Origin of the sequence: Xanthomarina sp. F1114 (genome assembly GCF_026410255.1) — a bacterium.
Classification (GTDB): Bacteria; Bacteroidota; Bacteroidia; order Flavobacteriales; family Flavobacteriaceae; genus Xanthomarina.
Window position 1 is genome coordinate 136836 of the sequence record NZ_JAPMLL010000008.1, and the last position, 22689, is coordinate 159524.

Genomic DNA, 22689 nt, shown 5'->3' on the forward strand with positions numbered 1-22689 from the left:
GAAAAAAGAATTCCATTTAATTTTAAGTATCTTTGCACATATTTTTTTAAGATGATAATAGTAAAAACAAAAGAGGAAATTGAATTAATGCGCGAAAGCGCCTTAGTTGTTTCTAAAACTTTAGGGATGTTAGCCAAAGAGGTGAAGCCGGGTGTTACAACCTTACAATTAGATAAATTAGCTGAAGATTTTATTAGAGAACAAGGAGCAATTCCTGGTTTTTTAGGTTTATACGATTTTCCAAACACGCTTTGTATGAGTCCGAACTCTCAAGTAGTTCACGGATTTCCAACTAATGAACCCTTACAAGAAGGAGATATTATTTCTATTGATTGCGGAGCCATAAAAAACGAATTTTATGGAGATCATGCCTATACATTTGCTGTGGGTGAAATTGCTCCAGAAACTCAAAAACTATTAGATGTAACCAAGGAGTCTCTTTACGTTGGCATCCGCGAGCTTAAAGTTGGTAATCGTGTAGGAGATGTAGGTTATGCCATTCAAAAACACTGTGAAGCCCATGGTTATGGTGTGGTTAGAGAGTTGGTTGGACATGGATTGGGAAGAAAAATGCATGAAGACCCAGAAATGCCAAATTACGGAAGACGTGGTCGCGGCAAGAAGTTTATTGAAGGCATGGTAGTTGCTATAGAACCGATGATTAACATGGGAACGCATAGAATTAAACAACATCGTGATGGCTGGACTATTACGACCTTAGATAATAAACCTAGCGCTCATTTTGAACATGATGTGGCTATTGTAGATGGAAAACCCGAATTACTTTCAACCTTTGGATATATTTATGAAGCTTTAGGGATTACTTCTAACGAAGAGGATGAGTTTAGACGTGAGTCACTTGTTCTTTAGTTATATTATAACACAGAGATTCACAGAGAAATCTCAGAGATACGGAGAGAAATATGAATAATAGGTTGACTGAAAAAATTATTGGTGCGGCGATTAACGTACATCGTGTTTTGGGTCCTGGTTTATTAGAGTCTGCTTATCAAGAGTGTTTATTTTATGAATTAGAAATAATGGGATTATCTGTTTCAAGAGAAGTAGCTATGCCCATAGTATATAAAGATATCAAACTAGATCACGGTTATAGAATAGATTTACTTGTTGAAAACAAAGTTGTTATTGAATTAAAAACAGTTGAATGTTTTACAGATGTTTATACTGCTCAAATCTTGACTTATATGAAGTTAGGGAATTATCCCTTAGGCTTACTAATAAATTTTCACACCAAATTATTGAAAAACGGCATTAAACGTTTTATAAACACAGCTTAGTAAAATAAAAACTAATATTTAATTTTTCTCTGTGCTGCTCTGCGCATCTCTGTGTAATTGCTTATGAAAAAAACATTCAAAATAATACTAAACACCATCCCAAGACCCATTCTTATTAGATTAAGTTATGTGGCTAGACCTGTTTTAGAATTATTTTTAAAAGGAGACACTTTTACAGATCCTATTGATGGGAAACAATTTAAAAGCTTTTTACCTTATGGTTACGGTAAGCAAAGAAACAATGTGCTTTCGCCATCAACTTTAAGTTTGGAGAGACATAGATTATTGTGGTTGTATTTAAAAAGCGATACAGAGTTTTTTTCTAAACATCTTAAAGTCCTTCATTTTGCACCCGAACAAGCCTTTTACAAGCGTTTTAGAAAACTTAAGAATTTAGAATATATTACCACCGACCTTAATTCTCCCTTAGCAGATGTAAAAGCAGATATTTGCAATCTTCCATTTAAAAATAACGAATTTGATGTGATACTCTGTAATCATGTTTTAGAGCATATTCCAGACGATACTAAAGCTATGGAAGAATTATACAGAATATTAAAACCTGGAGGTTTTGGTGTGTTTCAGATTCCACAAGACTTATCTAGAGCCGAAACTTTTGAAGACGATAGCATTACTGATAAAAAAGAACGAGCCGCTATTTTTGGGCAGTACGACCACGTTAGAATCTATGGCCGTGATTATTTTGATAAGCTTCGTAAAATAGGATTCACTGTTCAGGAAGTTGATTATACTGCAAGTCTTTTAAAGGAAGAAATAACAAGGTATTGTTTAGCAAAGGGAGAAATTATTCCTATAGTTTATAAAAACTAAAATCTTAAAGAAAAGATATTAACTCTCAGGGAACCCATTTAAAGATAACGTTTCAAATTCTTTATTATCATTTTCAAAAATTAAAAAGACCTTAAGTTCCGGATGCGATTTCAAGAATTCTTTTACGCCATCGACCCCCATTGCTTTAAAAGCGGTTGCATAAGCATCGGCAATCATACAATCTTCGGCAATTACGGAAATACTTAACAAATTAGTTTTACTAGGATATCCTGTTTTTGCATCGATAATATGAGAGTACTTATTCCCATCCTCATCGACTTTATACTTTCTATAAGTTCCTGAAGTAGCCATAGATTCATCGTGAATAGAAATAGCTTTTAAAACAGATTGCTCGCTATCAAAATGAGGTTGCTCTACTCCTACTTTCCAAGGCGCTTGCTTTTCAATATTTTGACCTTTAGCTCGAATTTCGCCTCCTATCTCGACCAAGTAATTAGAGATGTTTTTGCTTTCTAAAAACCAACCAATAACATCCACACCATAGCCTTTAGCAATGGCATTAAAATCTATAAATGTATTTGGATTTTGCTTTTCAATAGTTAAGGCTTTTCTTGTTACTTTATCTAAGCCAACACTTAGCATTAAACTATCAATTTTTACACTGTCTAGGCTTTTAATTGCACCTTCTGGACCAAAATCCCATGCATTAACAACGGCTCCAATACTCGGATCGAAAATGCCTTCGGTTTTTATATAAATATCTTTTGAAGCATCAAAAACATGGGCAAAATGTTCATCTATTGTATTTGACTCGTTATTGTTTAATCTTGAAATATCTGAATTTGTTTGATAAGTAGACATGGATTTATTGATAACAAAAAATAAGCTATCAAACTCTTTTTGATAATCGATATCAGAATCGTAAATAACGGAATAACTCGTACCAAAAACCTCACCTGCTAATCGGGTGTTTTTAGGCTCTTGTTTACACGAAACTATGAATACTGTTAGAGTGATTAGTAAAATAAAATTCTTCATAGTAATCTGTTTTTATAGTTTGATAAAGTTGCTTATTTAGCAAAAAGAAGGAAAGACATCTTAGTTTAAATTTGATTCAATTACTTGAATACCGTTGTATTCTATTAAGTAATCTTCGTTTAAATAAATAGGTAAATCTTCTCCATCAGGATTTCCTAAACCTACTCCGGCGTACAATACTTTAGCATCTTTTTCCATAGCATGTTTCTTAAAAGACTCCATCCAAATTACATCGTAATTATTTGGATTTTCCGGAAGAATTACTGCCCTTACAATTACAAAAAAATATTGCTTTTTTTGATCCATACACACAAATTGTGGATGCCTTTTTAGTTTGCTATTAACTGCTATAAACTCGAAACCACGCTCTTCTAATTCTTTACCAACATGGTTCATGGCTAAATAATGTAGTTCCTGTTCTGAGAGTGCTTTTTTCATATTGCAAAATTACTATTTATAAATGGGTATTGAAAAAAATTAAAAATTGTTTAACTTCATAATCAAGCTAACAAAAAAATTGTGATGTTCTTAGCTATATAACAATAAAAACCAACTATAGCCTGTTGGTTTTTATTGTTTTGTGTTTTACAAATTAGCCTTATGCTAATTCCTTTAATCTTTTAATTTGTTAAGCAAAAATTATCGAATCCCAAATACATTTTACCGTAGTGGTTAAAAGGCTGATGAGAATTTGTTATCATGATATGATTAATACCATTAACAGGAAAGGTTAAGACTCCTGTATCGATAGAGAAACTGGCATTTTCCCATATGTTTGTTGTACTAGCTGAGATAGTAACTTCCCCCAGAAACACGGTATTTGCAGCTCCAAATAAATCTATATTAGAAGGCATTGAAAGTCCTGTTGGCGATGTAGGCAACGGATTTGAGTTTGGATGATAGACTCCATAAACTCCTACTTTAACATCGTTTGTACTTGCACAAGTTCCAGACATATTCGAATAATCGAAAGTTAAATTATAAATCCCTGTGTTTTGGTTTATGGAAGCTGTTAGCTCGTTAAACATACCTTCTCGATATGTGCTATCTCGATTTGGATTTGTTGAATTCTCTATCCACATTCCGGCAAAAACACCAGATTGCGGGGTTGGACCAACAAAACAGGACGATCCGTAATTGGTAGTATTATCATCAAATAAGTCAGCTAAACTAGCAGAACTCCAAAGCGCTTTCCAAAAATTAGCCAGGTTTATGTCTTGGTCTACTTGAGCATTTGGATTTCCTGTCACACTTTCAAAATCGCCATTTTGTATAAATCCAGGGCAAGTATTTAACACTAGGTTTTGAACACATTCGCAACTATCGCTTACAAATCCGTCATCAATACCATCGTTATTAGAATCGCAGGCATCTCCAAAATTTAGTTGTAAATCTTCACAATCAAAAAGCTCTGTTTCTTCAAGACACTCGCAAGAATCGTTTACAATTCCATTAAGCATGCCATCGCCGTTTGCATCACATGCATTACCAATGTTTAATTGAAGGTCTTCGCAATCAAAACCTGCACCAGCAGAATTACATTGGCAGTATTCAGTAACGGTTCCATCGTAAATTCCATCACCGTTTGAATCGCATGCATCTCCAAAATCAAGCTGTAATCCTTCACAATCAAAAGATTCATCATAGCCACAAACATCATCTTTGCTACATGCAGTTAACATGATAAAAAAGCCTACAAATAAGAGTTTGATTAAAGTAAGATTTCGTTGTTTTATTAATTTATACATGTTTTTATATCTAGTTTTCATTTTTCTGATTCTTTTTGGTTAAAACAGAGCAGCAATTAACAACTGCCCTGTTTTGATTATTGATTAATAGCAGATTTACTCTTTTAGGTTTTAAAAACAAATAACTTTAAATTCTGTTCTTCGGTTAATACGGTGTTCGTCATCTGTACATGGCACGTTATTAGCACATTTTTTGTTCTTCAATTCGCTTTCACCTGCACCCCGAGCAATTAATCTATCTTTAGAGATACCACGATTAACTATATAGTTTACAGTTGCATCTGCACGACGTTGAGACAGTTTCTGGTTATAAGCATCTGAACCTTGACTATCCGTGTGAGACGACATTTCTACCTGTATATGTGGATTATCTGTCATTAATTTAACAATGCGCTCTAAATCTGGAATTGCTGCCGGTAAAATTTCAGCTTTATCTAAATCGAAATTAATATTGTCTAATTTGATGGCCTTTCCGCAAGGATCTACGCACATTTCAAAATCTATAAATAACGTATCATCTCGATTATAAGCGTCTGTAGAAATCTCTACTTCATTAGAATAATAGCCATCTTTTCTACCTTTTAAGGTATAACTAGATACTTGTTTTAAATGGAACATGAAATCGCCTTCCATATTAGAGATTGTGTTTTTTAATTCAGAATTTACACTATCTTTCAATTGGATATCTACATTTTGAATTCCTTGTTCGACATTACATTCTACCACTCGTCCTTTTAGAATAAAATTTTGATTGGTATATAGTATTTCTTTTTGAATTCCACCACTCTCTTTTCTACAGTCTTTAAACGCTTCTTTAGAAAGAATTTCATCTTCCAGATTTACGTTATATAGCTTTCCACTAATTATATAGTTGTCTTCCATGACATCTTTAAACACTACAACACCATAAGAATTTGTTGTTCCACTTTGTACGATTTGTCCGTTTTCATCTTTTAAAACAATATCTGTTTCTGGTAGAATATTACCTGTAAATTTATCTCTAGCGGTAATTGTTAATCCACAACCACAGGTGTTACAGCAATTAGGCACATGATTTTCTAAACAGACTGGACATAGGTCTTCTGTTTCGGCTACAGGTTCTTTAGGCGTTTCCTTTTTGTTAAGTTTATAAGTAACCCCCACAAACGCACCTATGGATGAGATGTCGCATTCACAAGGTTCTGAACGCCTTAAGGTATTACCATCTATTACAGTTACTGTTTCTTTTGTAGCTAAAGCCTGTTCTGAAAATGGCATATAACTTGTAGAAACACCCATTTCGATAGCTTCTTTTGCTCCAAAATGCTTCATATAATACCCTCCCAGATTTATACCTAGATTTTCATTTAAGAAATAAGTAAAACGCAATTGACCTTTGGCAGATAGTACGGCAGCATCTTTATAACCAGCATGAAAATTTAAAAGATAGGAGTTGGAAGTTGTAGAAACACCTTCTAAATAAGTACGTCCTCCTTTTACAGATGCCAACCCAATACGTGTATTAAGTTCTGCTTTAAATGTTCCAGATTGAGTTCTATATTGTAGATTTGGTCCCACACCATAGAACATTCTAGTTACTTTATCTTCACTTAAATTAAAGCTATTTATAGGTGTAGATAAATCGGATTCATAGAGGTTTGAAGTAGGATAGGTGCTTTCTGGACTATTGGTTATATAATCGATGTCTGCACCTAGACCAAACCAGTTCCAGTAATAGTCTACAGAAACACCAAAACCTGGACCACTCTTATAATCTATATAAGGGGTATTATTATTAAATGAAGGAGAATCGAAGCCTACTCTTGGACTAATTTGAAAGTAATTATAGTCTAAAGACGAGTTTTCAACGATGTCTGATTTTTCTTGAGCCATGGAAAAATATCCATTGGTTAATAGCAAAAGCATGACTATTATTTTTGCAAAATTTTTCATTATACAGGAATTCTTTTTAAGTTATTTACACTTATATAAAGAAGATGTATAAATTGTTACCCCGTATTTTTTAAAACAGCAATTAATAATTATATCATGTTTATCTAACCGCGACAAACAGATTGCATAAGCCATTTTTTAATTTTTTTAAAAGAATGAGATGAATTCTTTCCGTGTTAAAACGACATAAAAAAATCTGTAACTATATTATAATTAGTATCTTAATGCTTGAATTCAAAATGCTAATACTATGAAAACTACAAAAAGACTAGACTTAGCCTTAGAAAAACTATATACGGCTTTTCAAAATAACAGCTTAAATCCAGAGTGCTGTATGCAATGTGCTGTTGGAAATATATTAGACAACAACGATTCCTGGAAGCATCTTTCGGATCAACATGGATCTACAAATTTAAATTATGTAGGTTTGGTCAATCAGAATCTTGGAAAGAAATTTAACGGGTACTCACCTGTAGAATTACTTCAAATAGAAGCAGAATTTTTAAAAGCTTGCGGCTATCAGCTTCCACTTCATTATAAAAATAGAAGACCAAAAAATCCAACAGATAAAGATGTACTTTTTATTGGACTATCTGCTGTGGTTAAATTTTTATGTAAATTGGATAGACTTCCAGATATTCTAGATTGCACAGAATTGTTTCAGTATGAGATTAAAAATAATTCTAATACGGAGTTAGTTCTATCTTAACCCCTTTATTTAGCAAATTATATTAAATTTAATTGATGACATTGTTAAGGTGTTTCGATGTGTTTATATAACACAGAAATTATGAAACCTTTACACTACTTCTACTCCATTCTAGTTCTACTATTAATTTACTCTTGTGGAGAAAACCAAGAGAACTCAGAACTTCCGGAATACCGTTTCCAAACAGACAATAATATTTCTAATCCAGAACCTATTCCTATTCAGGATAAGCGAAAAAAACATGGCTTAAAGCCTTATTATGTTATGAATAAGCAGTTTGGAATGCCAGTTGGAGCCATGCCTATTCCTGGTAATTGGGAAAAAAAAGAACAGAATTCTAAAAACATATATTTTGCAGATCCAAATGGCGTAGAGGTTTATGGAGAAGTTTCTAATTCCTTTTTTTATTCAAATAGTCCAGAAAGAAATCAATACACCTTACAAACTGGAAGTCAGGTAAAACCTGTAAAAAGTATTCAACGTTTAATAGAAGAAGAATTAAAACCTTTGGTAGAAGCTGAAGGCTACAGGTTTAAAAACCAATTTCCATTACCACAATTAGCACAATTTGACAATCGGTTTAATAGTTATCTGTTTAAATCTACTCCAGAACAAAGACAAAACGATTGCATAGTAACAGAATGGGAAAACTCTGAAGGCAAATCAATGATGGTTATTGTAAGATATTATATTGCGCAATACACCAGTATAGGAGGTTTGGATTGGGGATATACTTTAAACAGTTTAACGGCTCCAAAATCTGAATTTGAAAATGCCAAAAATGCTTATATTAATTCTTTAGTTAATTTTGAAATAAACCCTAAATGGGTGCAAGCACATAATCAATATTATGCGCATTTAGCACAACAAAATAATAGTAGACATCAACAACGTATGGCAAATATCCAGGCGCAAGGAGAGCAAATTCGAGCAGCTGGTAGAGCTAGCAGCCAAGCTTTAGACAATCAATATAATTCATGGAGACGTAGACAGGCAAGTTCAGATGCGAGTCATTCCAATTATATAGATGGAATTTATGAAAGGAGAAATATGGCAGATCCTTCTGGAAATACCTATAAAATTGAGGGTTACGAAAACAATGTTTGGATGAATAATAACAACGAATATATTGCAACCGATAATTCTTTATACAATCCAAACATAGATAATACCACAAACGATTATAATTGGCAGCAGTTAGAAGAATCTGGTTATGATTACTAAAATTTTCATTTGGTCTTATTAAAATACACTTCGTCAAATATGATATGATTTATTCCAACTTTCTATTATCTTTAATTTAAGATGCAGAAAATTGAATCCCAATTGAATACAGAGACAGAAAGCACTCAAATTATTGAGTTAATTAAAATAAATGATGAAGGTGTTTTAAAAACCTTGTACCATAGCAATTTTCATAAAATTGAAGCTTTTATATTAAAAAACAGTGGCACAAAGGAGCAGGCAAAAGACATTTTCCAAGAAGCTTTTATTGCCGTTTGGAAAAATGTAAAAACCAATAAGTTTCAAGCCCAAACCAATCATTCTATAAATGGTTATTTATATACCATTTCTAAAAATAAATGGATGGATTATTTAAGATCAAAACATCATAAAAAGACGGTGGTTACTTCTAAATTAAATCACTTTGAGATATCTGATAAAAATGCTTTAGACAAAGACGATGACATTTTAAAAGAAAATCGATTACAAGGTGTCATGGAAGCTTTTAAAAGTTTGGGCTTGCCATGTAAAAATTTATTAACAAAGTTTTATTTTGAAAAGAAATCTATGAATATAATTGCCAAAGAACTGCAATTAGATCCCGCATCTGCTAGGAATAAAAAATACAGATGCATGAAAAAATTAAGAGAATTAGCCCTGAAAGACAATTAATAGAATGAACCCAAATTACAACATCACGCAAGCAGAGTTAGAACGCATAGAAGGTTATATTAATAAGACTATGACGTTTGAGGAAGCATCTGCTTTTGAAGAAAACCTAAAGAACGATCCTGATTTAAAAAACAGATTAGAAGACATTAGAATTATGCTTTTGGGCATAGAATCTCAAGCCTTAAAAGAAAAGCTAGAAGAGTTTCATGCAGAACTACCTGAAAACAAAACACAAACCAAAGAGTCTTCTAAAGTTAAATATTTAAACTTTAAAAAAGTTATTGCCATAGCGGCTATGGTTGTAATTTCCTTAGGTGGTTACTGGTTTTTTACTAAAGAAACGAACGCTAATCTCTACGCTAAATACTATTCGCCAGATCCAGGATTACCAACAACTATGAGTACTAGCGACAACTTTACGTTTTATGATGCTATGGTTAATTACAAACGCAAAGATTACAATTTAGCCATTTCCAAATGGGAACCACTTCTTGCCAAGAAACCAGAAAACGATACGCTAAACTATTTTATAGGCTCAGCTTATTTGGCTAAGGGCAAGGAAGGTTTAGCCATCCCTTATTTACAAAAAGTAACTAAACTGGAAGTCGAAACCTTTAAAAATGAAGCCTATTATTATATAGGATTAGCATATTTAAAAACAGAGAATATAGAACTTGCTAAACAAAATTTAAACTTAAGTACATTCAATAATAGCAAAGAAATTCTTAATGAGTTAAATAAATAAATTTACAGCTATATGAATAGAGGTTCTTGTTATTTTGGCTTTTTTATATTGCTTTCACTGTTTATAATTGAAAACAGCCAAGGACAAGCTCATGACTTTTTAAATTTAAAAACCATTGATTCCTTTCTAATAAAAGGTTCTACAAAAGAAGCTGACTCTACTTTAAAAGCTCAGTTAGATTATATTAAAACACATAATCTTACAGATTCTCTTTACAATTACCCTTATTATGTTGGCAAAATCGAATTACTAAATTCGAATTCAAAAAAGGCATCCATAAAAGCCGATGCTTTTTTAAAAAGCATAAACAAGCAAACTAAAAATAAGCGGACTCAATATAAAGCCCTATTAGAGCTAGCCAGTTTTTACGATGAAATTGGAAACAATACCAAATCTTTAGAGCTTACAAAATTAGCATTAGAAACTGTTAATAAAACAGCAGATGCAACTCTGGAAGAAATAGGAAAAACAGAATACAATGTAGGAGCCACATATTTATCTTTAGGAAATGTAAGCCAATCTAAAATCTACTTTAAAAAAGCCTTGGCTCATTATGAAGCCTATCCCTCTACTTCTAAAGAACAATTATCAGACGGGTATAACGCAGTTGGTGCAACCATGTGGATGTCTTCTAAATTAGATAGTGCCAAATATTATTATTCTAAAGCTATTAAGGCGATAAATGCTTCTAAAGGAAATTCTCTTAAAAATTTATATTTAGGTACAGTAATAGAATCCAATCTTTCGCTTTTAGAATATACACAAGGAAATTTAGCCGAAGCCATAGACATACAAAATCAAGTTATTCTAAATTATGAAACCGTTATAAATAATTATCAAGATGATAATATTGTTTCTAAGGCAAAGCGATTTCAAGCACGTGCAATCTCAAATTTAGCAGTTTTTTATAATGAGCAGGGTAACTTAAAAAAAGCCTATGAACTTATTGTTTATGCCTACAAAAAAAAGAAAAATATAGTGGAAGCCACCGATGCTAGTTTACCTACAAACCTTATTCAAATAGGTCAATCGCAATTATCGCTAAAAGAATTTGATGATGCTCTGGTTAATCTTCACAAGGGTTTGGAACAGTTAAACCATATTCATGATGACAACCCATATTGGAAAGGAGTTGCTAACCATGCTTTAGCAGAGGCATATGCTGCCAAAAACAATATACCTTTAGCAATAAAATATTACAATAATAGCGAGTTGTTATTTAAAACAGCCTTAGACAATAATTACGACAAAGAATTCCTATCCTTTTTAAGAAATAAAGCACTTTTTCTAGCTGAAAACAACCAACAAGAAGAGGCTCTAGATATTAGCACAAAAGCGTATAAATACATTCTGGAAAATGGCGGAGAGAACAATTTTGATGTTTTAAAGCAACTGCTAAATCTGGCAAAAGTAAATTTTTCTATCAAAGATTACAGGACGACGTTAACCTGGGTGGATAGGGCCAATAACTATTTAAATAAAACGGGTTCTACGGCAGATGCCATTCAAATAGAATTTAATAAACCAGAACTTATTTTATTAGAAACTTCTGCTAAATACTATTTACGCTCAGAAAAAGACAGCTTATTTCTTGAAGGTTTAGTAAAAGATTTGAATAAAGCCACAAGTATTTTAGAGAAGCGAAAAACCACCATTTATAAGCACGAAGACATCAACATTTTATTATCAGACTATCAAGCTATAAGTACTTTTGAAAAAAAAATAATCTTAGAATTATACACAAAAACTCAAAATTCAAAATATCTCAATAAGCTAATTAGCTTACATGAATCGAGTATATATAATCGAATTCGTTCCAGATTAAATTTAAGAAACAACTTAGCTTTTTCTCATATTCCTAAACAAATTATGGAACGAGAGAACTTTCTTAAAAACAAATTAACTGCTTCTTTAGAGGGTTCTGGACATATGACAGATTTCTTAGAAGCTAACAAAGCGTGGGATTCCTATTTAGATTCTTTAAAACAAATACATCCTAAATACTACAAAATGCGCTATGGTACCATTGAAGAGTCCTTAGTTGATATAAAAAACCATGTTCCAAAAAATACCACTGTTGTTCGATATTTATTTATAGACAAGCAGTTATATGCTTTTGTAATTACCAATTCTAAAACAACTTTTTATAAATTACCTTTTAATAGAGAAGAAAACAACATTCAAAAACTATTAAATAATCTTTTGAATTTTGAAGACACTAACAATCTTAGCAATCAACTTTACAAACAACTTTGGGAGCCATTAGAAGCATATATTACTACCAAGAAGGTTATTGTAGTTCCAGATGAGGAACTGTTTAATTTAAGCTTTGAAACACTAACAAATAAACAGATAGCAACTTATTCCGAATTAGCTAATAACAGTTTACTTTCTAAATATACTATCTCTTACAATTACAGTTTATTTCTTATAAACAATGAACATAAAAAAACAAATTACAATAATAATTTCATTGCATTTGTACCCGAGTTTAACGATGAAATGAAAACGCATTACAAACTAAAGATATCAGACACATTAGATATTGACAAAGCGTATCTAACACTTTTACCCCAACCGTTTACAAAAGATTTGGCAAAAAATTCTTCGAAACTGTTTAGAGGAGAATCTTTTTTAAATGAAAAATCTACAGAACATATCTTTAAACAGAATGCCAAAGAACATAAAATTATTCATATAGGTACTCATGCCGAATCTAACAATTTATCTCCGGAATTATCACGATTAGTTTTTGCAAAACCTATAGAAAATACAGATAAAACTGATGATGGATACTTATACACTTATGAAATATACAATACCAATCTTTCGTCTAATTTAGCCATTCTTACAGCTTGCGAAACAGGGAAACCAACCTACCAAGCAGGAGAAGGAATGATTTCTTTAGCTCATGCTTTTAATTATGCTGGAAGCGAGAGTATTTTAACAAGTCTTTGGAAAGTAGATGAGCAATCTAGCGCTGAAATTATCGCTCATTTTTATAACTACATAAAAAAAGGAATGGATAAAGATGAGGCACTTAAAAAAGCTAAATTAGATTATATAAAAACTGCAGAAGGCCGAACAATAAATCCACAATACTGGGCGAGTTTGGTAATTATGGGAGATACAAGCCCAATAGAAATGGCTTCGAATTCTAATAGAGTTTATTGGATATTAGGACTATTATTGGCTCTATTAATCATTTTTATTCTGAAGAGACTCATTACAAAAAAAGCTATCCATATTAAATAGATAGCTTTTCTCTGGATAACTAAAGTTTTTAGAAATCCATACGCAAAGATTAATAGCTATAAAGATATCGATGCAACTTGAAAATGTGAGCACTAGAAAAGCTTATCAGAAAATTCCAATAAGCTTTTCACTTAGAACTAAATTAATTAAGGTTCCCTACCAAAACTAATAACACTATCACATCGTAAAACTTTAAAAATGTGAGCATGCGGAATTTCAATACCTTGTCTAATTTGATAAATAAAAAAACCCAACAAAAATTTGTTGGGTTTTAGATCCCTGACAAACAAGAATCTTAATATATTTAATTGAAGGTTTATCCTCCGAAATCGTCAAAACGAATATTCTCATCAGGAATTCCGAAGTCTTCTCCCATTTTCTGAACGGCCTTGTTCATTAATGGAGGTCCACAGAAATATAATTCAATATCCTCTGGAGTTTCATGATGATTTAAGTAGTTATCAATTACACAGTTGTGTATAAACCCTACAAATCCATCTCCAGGTGCATCAATATTCTCCTTTACTTTCCAGTTATCTTCGTCTAGAGGTTCAGATAATGCCAAGTAGAATTTAAAGTTTGGAAATTCCTTTTCTAGGTCGTAAAAATGTTCTAAGTAGAATAATTCACGCTTAGAACGGCCACCATACCAATAAGTTACTTTTCTGCCTGTTTTTAAAGTTTTAAATAAGTGGTACAAGTGAGAACGCATTGGAGCCATTCCTGCTCCTCCACCTACATACAGCATTTCTGCATCAGATTCGTTAATAAAGAATTCACCAAAAGGTCCAGAAATTGTTACTTTATCACCCGGTTTTTGTGCAAAGATATAAGAGGAAGCAATTCCTGGATTTACATCCATCCATCCATTTTTTGCACGATCGAAAGGTGGTGTTGCAATACGCACATTCAACATAATTTCACGACCTTCGGCAGGGTAAGAAGCCATAGAATAGGCTCTTTCCACAATCTCGTCGTTTTTCATTACCAATGGCCAGAGTTTAAACTTATCCCACTCTTCCTGGAACTTATCTGGTGTATCGTGTTCTTCTGGATGCGCTGTAATATCAATATCTTCATATTTAATCTCACATTCCGGAATTTCAATTTGAATATATCCTCCAGCTTTATATCCCATATCTTCAGGGATTTCAACTACAAACTCCTTAATAAAGGAAGCTACGTTATAATTACGTACAACTGTTGCTTCCCATTTTTTAATACCAAACACTTCTTCTGGAATGGTAATTTCCATGTCTTGCTTTACTTTTACTTGACAAGATAAACGAACACCTTCTTTTAATTCTTTACGAGTAAAGTGCGGTGTTTCTGTAGGAAGTGCTTCCCCTCCACCAGATAATACGTGACATTCACATTGGATACAAGTTCCCCCGCCACCACAAGCCGATGGTAAAAATATTTTTTCTGATCCTAAAGTAGATAATAAACTATCTCCTGATCCCACTTCAATAGTTCTTTCGCCATTAATTGTAATTTTTACCGGTCCAGATGGCGATAATTTTTGTTTTACAACTAATAACAACGCAACTAATAACAATGTAATTATTAAGAAAGCGACTACTGTTATAATAACTGTCCCTAAGGTACCTGCTGCTAATACTATCATTTTATTATTTTATTGTGTTGTTAGCTAAAGATTTGTCTTCTACTTTAGACATCTCGTTTATAGTTTCACTATTATCTGATTCTTCCAGTGTATTTAAAGACACTTTTGGTTCAGTTTCTTCTTTTACTTGAACGGTTTCAGTTTCGGTTGTTTCTTCATCGTCCCCTCCAGTTAGCATGCCTCCAAAACTCATAAATCCAATAGCCATAAGGCCTGTAATAATAAATGTAATTCCTAAACCTCTTAAAGGTGCAGGCACATTTGAATATCTAATTTTTTCACGAATTGCAGCAATTGCTAAAATGGCTAAGAACCATCCAATTCCTGAGCCTACTCCGTAAGTTGTAGCTAAACCTAAAGTAGCTATCTCTCTGGATTGCATAAATAAAGATCCTCCTAAGATGGCACAGTTTACAGCAATAAGTGGTAAAAAGATACCTAATGAGTTATATAATGAAGGTGAAAATTTCTCAACGATTATTTCTACTAATTGTACCATAGTTGCAATGGTAGCAATAAACATAATAAATGAAAGGAAACTTAAATCGTAGTCTGCATACTCCGCACCTAACCAAGCTAAAGCTCCGGGTTGTAATAGATATTGATCTAATAACCAGTTTAAAGGGACTGTAATAGCCAATACAAAGATAACTGCAGCACCAAGACCTACAGCTGTTTTTACTCTTTTAGATACAGCAAGGTATGAACACATTCCCAGGAATACTGAAAATACCATGTTATCTATAAATATCGATTTGAAAAATAATTCTATATGTTCCATTTTTTTCTTGTATGTAGTTAGTCGGTTTAAAAAGAGTTTAACATTTATTATTAAAACTCTTGGAGCCGATTACCAATTTTAGTCTTCTATTAAAGCTTTATTTCTACTACGCTGCACCCATATAATAATTCCTACAACTATTAAAGCCATAGGAGGCATAATCATAAATCCATTATTTTCGTAACCTGTTGCATACAATCCCGTTTTAGCAATTGGATCTCCTAATACAGGAATTCCAAAAAGAGTTCCCGAACCAAATAATTCTCTAAAGAAACCTACGATTATTAAAATAACTCCGTATCCTAAAGCGTTTCCAATACCATCTAAGAAGGAGCGCCAAGTACCATTTGCTAATGCAAAGGCCTCAAAACGTCCCATAATAATACAGTTAGTAATAATTAACCCCACAAATACAGAAAGTGTTTTACTTAACTCGTAAGCAAATGCTTTAAGCACCAAGTCAACAATAATTACTAGGGATGCAACCACAATAAGTTGCACAATAATTCTAATTTTTGAAGGGATGATATTTCGCATTAAAGAAATAACCACGTTCCCAACGCCCATTACAAATAATACTGATATGGCCATAACCACAGATGCTTTTAATTCGGCAGTAATTGCTAAAGCCGAACAGATACCCAGTACTTGAATTGTAATAGGGTTATTATCAGCTAATGGATCTGTTATAAGTTTGGCATCTTTTTTAGATAAAAGTCCCATAAATTAATTGTTTTTTAAGTTTTTAAAATAAGGCACATACAATTTTAACTCGCTTTTTAACATGGCAGACACACCATCTCCAGTAATTGTAGCACCTGCTATAGCATCTACAGCATTATCCGTTTTGTCAACATTTAATGGATCTGCATTTCCTTTGGCAACTTCAACGCCAACAAATTTGCCGTCGTGCATAAGGTCTTCTCCAATAAAATCGTCCATAAAGAAACGTTTATTAATATTAGCTCCAAGTCCCGCAGTTTCCCCTTTATGATCGAAAAAAGCACCTTGAATCACCATGTTTTCGTCTAAAGCAATGTAAGCCCAAATAGCATCCCAAAGTCCTTTTCCTCTAATTGGAGCAATATAATAAGTTTTACCAGCACTATCTTCTCCAATAAACAAAGGTAATCTTCTTTCTTTTCCAGCTTTTGCGTTAGCTTGCTCTTTCTTTACATCTATTAAGTAAGCTTTGTCATCTTCGGTTACATTATCACCTTGAATAACTATTTGCTTTTTAATGTTTTCTGCAAACAATTTAGGAGCTTCTTCCGTAGAAACGAAAATAGCATTAGAGTCGTCGTTGTCATTAATTCCCATGGCATACAAAATATTTTGTTGCTTTTCCAACTCTCTGTTTGTCGTAATCCTATCTTTTAAGGATGACGAAGCATAAGCTAGTAAGGAACCTACTACTAACACCATTCCTATGGCAAAAATAATAGTATATGAATTTTTATCTGTTCTCTTTTCCATTGTTAAGCGTTTTTAACTTTAAGACGTTTTGTTCTTTGTTTTACATTCCCTTGAACCACGTAATGGTCTATAGTTGGTGCAAACACGTTCATTAATAAGATGGCTAACATAACTCCTTCTGGGTAAGCTGGATTAAACACACGAATTAAAATAGAAATAAATCCTATTAAAAACCCATATATCCATTTTCCTTTATTTGTTTGAGAAGCTGTAACTGGATCTGTTGCCATAAACACAACACCAAAAGCAAAACCTCCTATAATTAGGTGTTCCCAGAAAGGTGTATTCATTAATCCATAGAAGCTACTCGACTTTGTAATAATGTCTGCGTTTACAACACCATTAAAAATAAGTCCCATAACTAAAGCTCCTACTACAGCAGAAAGCATTATTCTCCAGCTTCCTATTTTAGTAAAGATTAAAAACAAACCTCCTAGTAGAATTAAAAGAGTTGATGTTTCTCCAACTGAGCCCGGTATAAAGCCGTAGAACATATCCCAATAAGAATAAACTACTTCTTTACCTTGTGCTAAAGTACCTAAGATTGTTTCTCCAGAAATGGCATCTAAATTTTGTCCTGCTGCAATTGCTTTGTCTCTTGCAACAGCTCCATGTACCCATACTTTATCTCCAGACATCCAAGTTGGATATGCAAAGAATAAGAAAGCACGAATGGTTAAGGCTGGATTTAAGATATTCATTCCTGTCCCTCCAAAGACCTCTTTTCCAATAACTACTCCAAAAGCTACTGCTACTGCAAGCATCCAAAGTGGTGTATCGATTGGTACAATAAGTGGCACTAACATTCCTGTTACTAAATAACCTTCTTCTACTTCGTGGCCTTTAATTACCGCGAATAAAAATTCGATAGCTAAACCAACCCCGTAAGATACAATTACAAGAGGAAGAACTTTGATAAGACCAATGTAGAATGCATCCCAAGATAAGAAGTCTACAGGAGTACCAAATGCAATATGATGCTGATATCCGGCATTAAACATTCCGAAAATTAAACATGGTACCAGAGCCATAATTACGGTATTCATGGTACGCTTTAAATCGTCGGCTACTTTAATATGAGTTCCATTGTGAGTGGTCTCATTTGGTAAGTATAAAAAAGTATGAAGCGCATTAAATGCAGGAGCCATTTTGGTTCCTTTATACTTTTCTTTTAAATTATGTAATGTGCTTTTTAAACCCATTTTTTTAGTATTTCATTAAGGTCACGTTTACCGTTCCCATTATTTCGATTTGTTTATATGATGTCGTAATATTAAATCTAATTACCCTATTTCTTTAATCATTACGTCCAAACCTTTTCTTATAATGTCTTGATGTGGTTGTTTAGACACACAAACAAATTCTGTTAAGGCAAAGTCTTCTGGCGCTACTTCGTACATTCCTAAAGCTTCCATTTCATCTAAATCTGAATACATACAAGCTTTTAAAATTTGCAAAGGATATATATCTAAAGGAAAAACCTCTTCGTAATTACCTGTTAACACAAAGTTTCTATGTTCTCCGTTCGTATTTGTATTTAGATCAAACTTTTTATTAGGGAATAACCATGAAAATGTCATGGCTCTTGAAGTTGAGATTTTATCAAAAATAGGTTTGTTCCATCCAAAAAACTCATAATCGTCTCCTTCAGGAATTACTGTAATAATATTACTATAGTAATCTAAACAGCCATCTGGTTTCACTTCTTTTCCAGATAATACATTTCCAGAAATAATACGGTCGTTGCTATCTTTATCGATACCATTATCGTAAACCATAGTAGCTACTTCACTTCCAATTTTGGTTTTAAAGTATCTTGGTTTTTTGATAGAAGAACCTGCCATTGCTACAATACGTTCAGCATTGAACTTTCCAGTTAGCAATAACTCACCAATAATAACAAGGTCTTGTGCATTAACCGTCCAAACAGTTTCTCCTTTATTAACTGGATCTATTTTGTTTATTTGTGTACCAACATTTCCAGAAGGATGTGGCCCAGAAACCTGATGTAAGGTAATTCCAGACAAACCAGCTAAAGGCGAAGTGCTATTTTTACCAACAGACACATGTACAGAACCTTCGGTTAACTTACCTAAGGCTGTTACAGCTGCTTGAAGCTCTGCTTCCTTTCCTTTAAGCGTATAGTCTAAATCTGCCGCTAAGGGTGCCGAAGCGTAAGCAGAAATAAAGATTGCTTTTGGTGCATTATCTGGGTTTGCAATAATATCATAAGGACGCTGTTTGATAAATGGCCAACAACCTGAAGCCAATAAATAAGCCTTAACAGACTCTCCATTAGCAGATTGCGCATCTAACTTTGCGTTATCTTGATATACTTGTTCTTTATCAGCTTGTATTCTAATAGCCAATATTCTTCTTTTTTCTCCACGTGCAATCTCTAGTATCTCTCCAGAAACTGGGGATACAAATTTTACAGCTTCATTTGCTTTATCGTAAAAAACAGTCTCACCTGCTTTTACTTTAGCACCCGCTTTTACTAACATTTTAGGAGTTACTCCATGGAAATCTTCTGGTCTTATTGTACAGAAATTGCTAACAATAGCATTCTCGGTAGCCTTCTCTGCAGCTCCCTTAAGTTTAATATCCAGACCCTTTTTAATCTTAATGTCGTTTGACATATTTATAAATCTATTTGTTAATAGTAAATGTGATTAAGATTTTTAATTGCCTTAAAAAATCGCTGCAAAATTACTAAATTCTATATGAATAACCACTAGACTTTCGAGAAGAAAGTTATTTATTTTGATTCTAAATAAAGAAAAATGATAAGGCATAAAATTTGCATATATTTACAAACAACAATAAATTCACAAAATGACAGCTAAGCTTCACATTTACATATACTTCCTATTTATACCTTTTTTATCTTTTGGTCAAGTTCAAGAGGTTGTTCCTCCAGACTATATTAAAACCATTATTTTTACTGGAGAAACTCCAGAGAGTCAACTACCAATAATCAAGCTAGGCGATAGGATTGTTTTGACTTTTGACGCCTTAAATGGCAATGAAGAAGATTTCTACTATAAGATTGAACATTACGATTACGATTGGACACCTTCCAACCTTACTAAAGCGGAATATATGTCGGGCTACGACAACCAAAGAATACGTAATTATGAGAATTCTTTTAACTCTTATCAAATTTATTCGCATTACAACTTAACAATTCCAAACGAAAGAACACGTGGTTTAACTAAGTCTGGGAATTATATGGTACATATTTATAATGATTACGACGAACTTGTGTTTTCAAGAAAATTTATGCTGTATGAAAATAGTGCAAATGTGGGCGTATATGTTAGAACATCGAGAGATGTAAAATATTTAGATCAGAAACAAACTGTAGATATTAATATTAGCTCGTCTAGCATTCAATTTAACAATCCTACAGAAACTGTAAAAACGCTAATTGTTCAAAATAATAATTTAAATACCGCCATTACAAATGTAAAACCTCAATATACAATGGGGAATGAACTTATATTTAAATACACTTCAGAAACTACGTTTTGGGGAGGCAACGAGTATTTATCTTTTGAAAACAAAGATATTAAAGGAGCTAACGTAGCCATTCAGTTTATTGAATTAAACGAATTGTATAATAACTTTCTTTTTACCGATATTGTTAGAGCCACCAGACCTTACACCTACAATCCGGATATTAACGGGAATTTTGTTATTACTGCCTTAGACACAGAAAAACCATGGATAGAAGCCGACTATGTTTGGATTCACTTCTCCTTACTTCCCAACCCTTCTTTAATGGATAAATCGATTTATGTTTATGGCAACTACAATAATTACCAATTAACCGAAACCAACAAGATGAAATTTAATGAGTCTCGAGGGGTTTACGAAGCTCAAATACTCTTAAAGCAAGGGTTTTACAGTTATAAATATGTACTAGTAGATAAGAATGAGGAATTACAAGAAGGTGCTATTAGTGGAAACTATAGGGACACGGAAAACAACTATAAAGTCCTAGTGTATTATAGAGATTTAGGTGCTAGATACGATAGACTAATAGGAGTTGGCGAGTCTAATTCTGTTAATATTAACAATTAAAGCAGGCTATATGTGCTTATAATCTAATAATTTATTATTTTAAGCCTTTTATTTCCTAATTTAGCATTTCCTATAAAAACTAGGCACAGATGAAAATGGTTCAACAAATAACAAAAGGTATTAAAATTTCGGTAGAGACCGTGTTTGAAGGGACTTTATATAAGAACTATAAAATTCAGTTTGCATTTGGTTATAAGATAGTTATAGAAAACAAAAGTAAAGATCCGGTACAATTACTATCTAGACATTGGACTATTTTAGATGCTTTAAACAATACTGAAACGGTTTTTGGAGAAGGTGTTATTGGAAAAAAACCTATTCTAAAACCAGGGGAATCGCACACCTACAATTCAGGTTGCTTATTATCCTCACCTTTTGGAGCTATGTTCGGTTTTTATAATATGGTAAACCTTAGCAATCAAAAGAACTTTCAGGTCCATATACCTAGTTTTAAATTAAACGCATCGTTTGCACTTAATTAGCAGCTAATGCTCTCTTTAAAAAACATATTTTAACCTTTTTTAATGTCTTCTGAATTAAAATCAGCCGTCATTTCAGTATTATTCTGAAGATTAACAAAACGCATTTCTACCTCTTCTCCTGATTTTACAACTTGCGTAATACTAGTAGTTTTTACAAATCCACGATCCATAATAACTCCAAACTCTTTATTATTAGCTCCAGCAGTTTTATGAAATTCTAGAAGCGACTTAGAGTTTAGTTCCTGTTGTAGTTTAAATTCTTGAAACCATTTATCTCTTGATTGCTTCATAGACTCTGTATATAAAGAAGACGATGACCATATATTTGGTTCTAATGGTAGATTTTTAAGATGCTTGACTGTTCCGTCCCAAACCAATTCAAAAAACAATAATTCCTTCTTCCAATCTACCAAAATGATAGTAAAAGGCTCCACGTCATTTAAATTATAATCTTCTATAGATTTTAAAACGCAATCGCTACTCAATAAATCTTTTACCACTACTCCACGACTCAATCTATAAGTATCCTTTCTAGTATGCTGAGTAAATCCGCCATTAAGTAAACAGACAAGTCTACTTTTATCGCTTAGTCCCACCCAAGTTCCTCCAGCTACTTTATCTTTAGGGTATAATAGCTTTACCTGTTCTTCCATATAGAAGTCAGGATTTAGAGTTTCTCTATTAGGAGCTTCGTCTCTATTAGTGGTTAAAACAAAATTAGATGTTCCGGACGGAATTAAAGTTACAGTACACATATATTTTCTAGTCTAAAAACCATGAAATAACTTACAAAAATAAAGTTATAATTTAACTTGTCTTTAGGA

At 32.8% G+C, this 22689-nt stretch carries 21 protein-coding genes; 10 read left to right on the forward strand and 11 right to left on the reverse strand.

What is annotated here, in order from left to right; all coding sequences use genetic code 11:
• Positions 1-51 precede the first annotated feature (51 nt).
• The 3 genes from map to OS188_RS08290 all read left to right on the forward strand — a co-directional run bounded on the left by map (position 52) and on the right by OS188_RS08290 (position 2129).
• On the forward strand, positions 52-870 hold the full coding sequence (gene map, locus OS188_RS08280) for a type I methionyl aminopeptidase (protein ID WP_267148363.1): 819 nt from the start codon (positions 52-54) through the stop codon (positions 868-870).
• A 53-nt stretch (positions 871-923) separates the two neighbouring features.
• Positions 924-1298: a GxxExxY protein gene (locus OS188_RS08285; RefSeq protein ID WP_267148364.1), complete on the forward strand. Its 375-nt coding sequence runs from the start codon at positions 924-926 to the stop codon at positions 1296-1298.
• 63 nt (positions 1299-1361) lie between these two features.
• Positions 1362-2129, forward strand: a complete 768-nt coding sequence (locus OS188_RS08290) for a class I SAM-dependent methyltransferase (RefSeq protein WP_267148365.1) — start codon at positions 1362-1364, stop codon at positions 2127-2129.
• A gap of 18 nt (positions 2130-2147) precedes the next feature.
• Here the strand turns inward: OS188_RS08290 and OS188_RS08295 are convergent, their stop codons facing one another.
• The 4 genes from OS188_RS08295 to OS188_RS08310 form a co-directional block, all read right to left on the reverse strand.
• Positions 2148-3128 (reverse strand): FAD:protein FMN transferase, encoded by a 981-nt coding sequence (locus tag OS188_RS08295; RefSeq protein WP_267148366.1) that lies wholly within the window; start codon positions 3126-3128, stop codon positions 2148-2150.
• Between the two features lie 60 nt (positions 3129-3188).
• Positions 3189-3566: a DUF8840 domain-containing protein gene (locus tag OS188_RS08300; protein WP_267148367.1), complete on the reverse strand. Its 378-nt coding sequence runs from the start codon at positions 3564-3566 to the stop codon at positions 3189-3191.
• Between the two features lie 182 nt (positions 3567-3748).
• Positions 3749-4897, reverse strand: a complete 1149-nt coding sequence (locus OS188_RS08305) for a hypothetical protein (protein WP_267148368.1) — start codon at positions 4895-4897, stop codon at positions 3749-3751.
• A gap of 90 nt (positions 4898-4987) precedes the next feature.
• Positions 4988-6808: an OmpA family protein gene (locus tag OS188_RS08310; RefSeq protein ID WP_267148369.1), complete on the reverse strand. Its 1821-nt coding sequence runs from the start codon at positions 6806-6808 to the stop codon at positions 4988-4990.
• A 250-nt stretch (positions 6809-7058) separates the two neighbouring features.
• On the opposite strand from OS188_RS08310, the gene OS188_RS08315 reads away from it, so the two are divergent.
• The 5 genes from OS188_RS08315 to OS188_RS08335 all read left to right on the forward strand — a co-directional run bounded on the left by OS188_RS08315 (position 7059) and on the right by OS188_RS08335 (position 13413).
• Positions 7059-7517: a Na(+)-translocating NADH-quinone reductase subunit F gene (locus tag OS188_RS08315; RefSeq protein ID WP_267148370.1), complete on the forward strand. Its 459-nt coding sequence runs from the start codon at positions 7059-7061 to the stop codon at positions 7515-7517.
• Positions 7518-7598: 81 nt separating this feature from the next.
• The gene (locus tag OS188_RS08320) at positions 7599-8741 is read left to right on the forward strand and encodes a hypothetical protein (RefSeq protein WP_267148371.1); all 1143 of its coding nucleotides are present in this window, start codon (positions 7599-7601) and stop codon (positions 8739-8741) included.
• 102 nt (positions 8742-8843) lie between these two features.
• Entirely contained in the window at positions 8844-9413 is a 570-nt protein-coding gene (locus tag OS188_RS08325; RefSeq protein ID WP_267148372.1) for an RNA polymerase sigma factor, read from the forward strand.
• A 4-nt stretch (positions 9414-9417) separates the two neighbouring features.
• Entirely contained in the window at positions 9418-10158 is a 741-nt protein-coding gene (locus OS188_RS08330; protein WP_267148373.1) for a tetratricopeptide repeat protein, read from the forward strand.
• A gap of 12 nt (positions 10159-10170) precedes the next feature.
• The gene (locus tag OS188_RS08335; protein ID WP_267148374.1) at positions 10171-13413 is read left to right on the forward strand and encodes a CHAT domain-containing protein; all 3243 of its coding nucleotides are present in this window, start codon (positions 10171-10173) and stop codon (positions 13411-13413) included.
• 316 nt (positions 13414-13729) lie between these two features.
• Here OS188_RS08335 and nqrF read toward each other — a convergent pair whose 3' ends face one another.
• From nqrF to OS188_RS08365, 6 genes are all read right to left on the reverse strand, one after another.
• Positions 13730-15037 (reverse strand): NADH:ubiquinone reductase (Na(+)-transporting) subunit F, encoded by a 1308-nt coding sequence (gene nqrF, locus OS188_RS08340; protein ID WP_267148403.1) that lies wholly within the window; start codon positions 15035-15037, stop codon positions 13730-13732.
• 7 nt (positions 15038-15044) lie between these two features.
• A complete protein-coding gene (nqrE, locus tag OS188_RS08345) occupies positions 15045-15821 on the reverse strand; it encodes an NADH:ubiquinone reductase (Na(+)-transporting) subunit E (RefSeq protein ID WP_267148375.1) in 777 nt (258 codons plus the stop codon).
• A gap of 78 nt (positions 15822-15899) precedes the next feature.
• Positions 15900-16544: an NADH:ubiquinone reductase (Na(+)-transporting) subunit D gene (locus OS188_RS08350; RefSeq protein WP_267148376.1), complete on the reverse strand. Its 645-nt coding sequence runs from the start codon at positions 16542-16544 to the stop codon at positions 15900-15902.
• A gap of 3 nt (positions 16545-16547) precedes the next feature.
• On the reverse strand, positions 16548-17297 hold the full coding sequence (locus OS188_RS08355; RefSeq protein WP_267148377.1) for a Na(+)-translocating NADH-quinone reductase subunit C: 750 nt from the start codon (positions 17295-17297) through the stop codon (positions 16548-16550).
• 2 nt (positions 17298-17299) lie between these two features.
• On the reverse strand, positions 17300-18499 hold the full coding sequence (locus OS188_RS08360) for an NADH:ubiquinone reductase (Na(+)-transporting) subunit B (protein WP_267148378.1): 1200 nt from the start codon (positions 18497-18499) through the stop codon (positions 17300-17302).
• Positions 18500-18580: 81 nt separating this feature from the next.
• Entirely contained in the window at positions 18581-19936 is a 1356-nt protein-coding gene (locus OS188_RS08365; RefSeq protein ID WP_267148379.1) for a Na(+)-translocating NADH-quinone reductase subunit A, read from the reverse strand.
• Positions 19937-20132: 196 nt separating this feature from the next.
• Here OS188_RS08365 and OS188_RS08370 point away from each other — a divergent pair, with 196 nt between their 5' ends.
• Both OS188_RS08370 and apaG read left to right on the forward strand, forming a co-directional pair.
• Positions 20133-21383, forward strand: a complete 1251-nt coding sequence (locus OS188_RS08370; protein WP_267148380.1) for a type IX secretion system plug protein — start codon at positions 20133-20135, stop codon at positions 21381-21383.
• Between the two features lie 95 nt (positions 21384-21478).
• On the forward strand, positions 21479-21865 hold the full coding sequence (gene apaG, locus OS188_RS08375) for a Co2+/Mg2+ efflux facilitator ApaG/CorD (protein WP_267148404.1): 387 nt from the start codon (positions 21479-21481) through the stop codon (positions 21863-21865).
• A 29-nt stretch (positions 21866-21894) separates the two neighbouring features.
• On the opposite strand, the gene OS188_RS08380 is transcribed toward apaG, so the two are convergent.
• A complete protein-coding gene (locus OS188_RS08380) occupies positions 21895-22620 on the reverse strand; it encodes an NRDE family protein (RefSeq protein ID WP_267148381.1) in 726 nt (241 codons plus the stop codon).
• Positions 22621-22689 lie beyond the last annotated feature (69 nt).

Coding starts and splice junctions, on each gene's coding strand:
- map (WP_267148363.1), top strand. CDS start 52: ATGATAATAGTAAAAACAAAAGAGGAAATTGAATTAATGCGCGAAAGC.
- OS188_RS08285 (WP_267148364.1), top strand. CDS start 924: ATGAATAATAGGTTGACTGAAAAAATTATTGGTGCGGCGATTAACGTA.
- OS188_RS08290 (WP_267148365.1), top strand. CDS start 1,362: ATGAAAAAAACATTCAAAATAATACTAAACACCATCCCAAGACCCATT.
- OS188_RS08295 (WP_267148366.1), bottom strand. CDS start 3,128: ATGAAGAATTTTATTTTACTAATCACTCTAACAGTATTCATAGTTTCG.
- OS188_RS08300 (WP_267148367.1), bottom strand. CDS start 3,566: ATGAAAAAAGCACTCTCAGAACAGGAACTACATTATTTAGCCATGAAC.
- OS188_RS08305 (WP_267148368.1), bottom strand. CDS start 4,897: ATGAAAACTAGATATAAAAACATGTATAAATTAATAAAACAACGAAAT.
- OS188_RS08310 (WP_267148369.1), bottom strand. CDS start 6,808: ATGAAAAATTTTGCAAAAATAATAGTCATGCTTTTGCTATTAACCAAT.
- OS188_RS08315 (WP_267148370.1), top strand. CDS start 7,059: ATGAAAACTACAAAAAGACTAGACTTAGCCTTAGAAAAACTATATACG.
- OS188_RS08320 (WP_267148371.1), top strand. CDS start 7,599: ATGAAACCTTTACACTACTTCTACTCCATTCTAGTTCTACTATTAATT.
- OS188_RS08330 (WP_267148373.1), top strand. CDS start 9,418: ATGAACCCAAATTACAACATCACGCAAGCAGAGTTAGAACGCATAGAA.
- OS188_RS08335 (WP_267148374.1), top strand. CDS start 10,171: ATGAATAGAGGTTCTTGTTATTTTGGCTTTTTTATATTGCTTTCACTG.
- nqrE (WP_267148375.1), bottom strand. CDS start 15,821: ATGGAACATATAGAATTATTTTTCAAATCGATATTTATAGATAACATG.
- OS188_RS08350 (WP_267148376.1), bottom strand. CDS start 16,544: ATGGGACTTTTATCTAAAAAAGATGCCAAACTTATAACAGATCCATTA.
- OS188_RS08355 (WP_267148377.1), bottom strand. CDS start 17,297: ATGGAAAAGAGAACAGATAAAAATTCATATACTATTATTTTTGCCATA.
- OS188_RS08360 (WP_267148378.1), bottom strand. CDS start 18,499: ATGGGTTTAAAAAGCACATTACATAATTTAAAAGAAAAGTATAAAGGA.
- OS188_RS08365 (WP_267148379.1), bottom strand. CDS start 19,936: ATGTCAAACGACATTAAGATTAAAAAGGGTCTGGATATTAAACTTAAG.
- OS188_RS08370 (WP_267148380.1), top strand. CDS start 20,133: ATGACAGCTAAGCTTCACATTTACATATACTTCCTATTTATACCTTTT.
- apaG (WP_267148404.1), top strand. CDS start 21,479: ATGGTTCAACAAATAACAAAAGGTATTAAAATTTCGGTAGAGACCGTG.
- OS188_RS08380 (WP_267148381.1), bottom strand. CDS start 22,620: ATGTGTACTGTAACTTTAATTCCGTCCGGAACATCTAATTTTGTTTTA.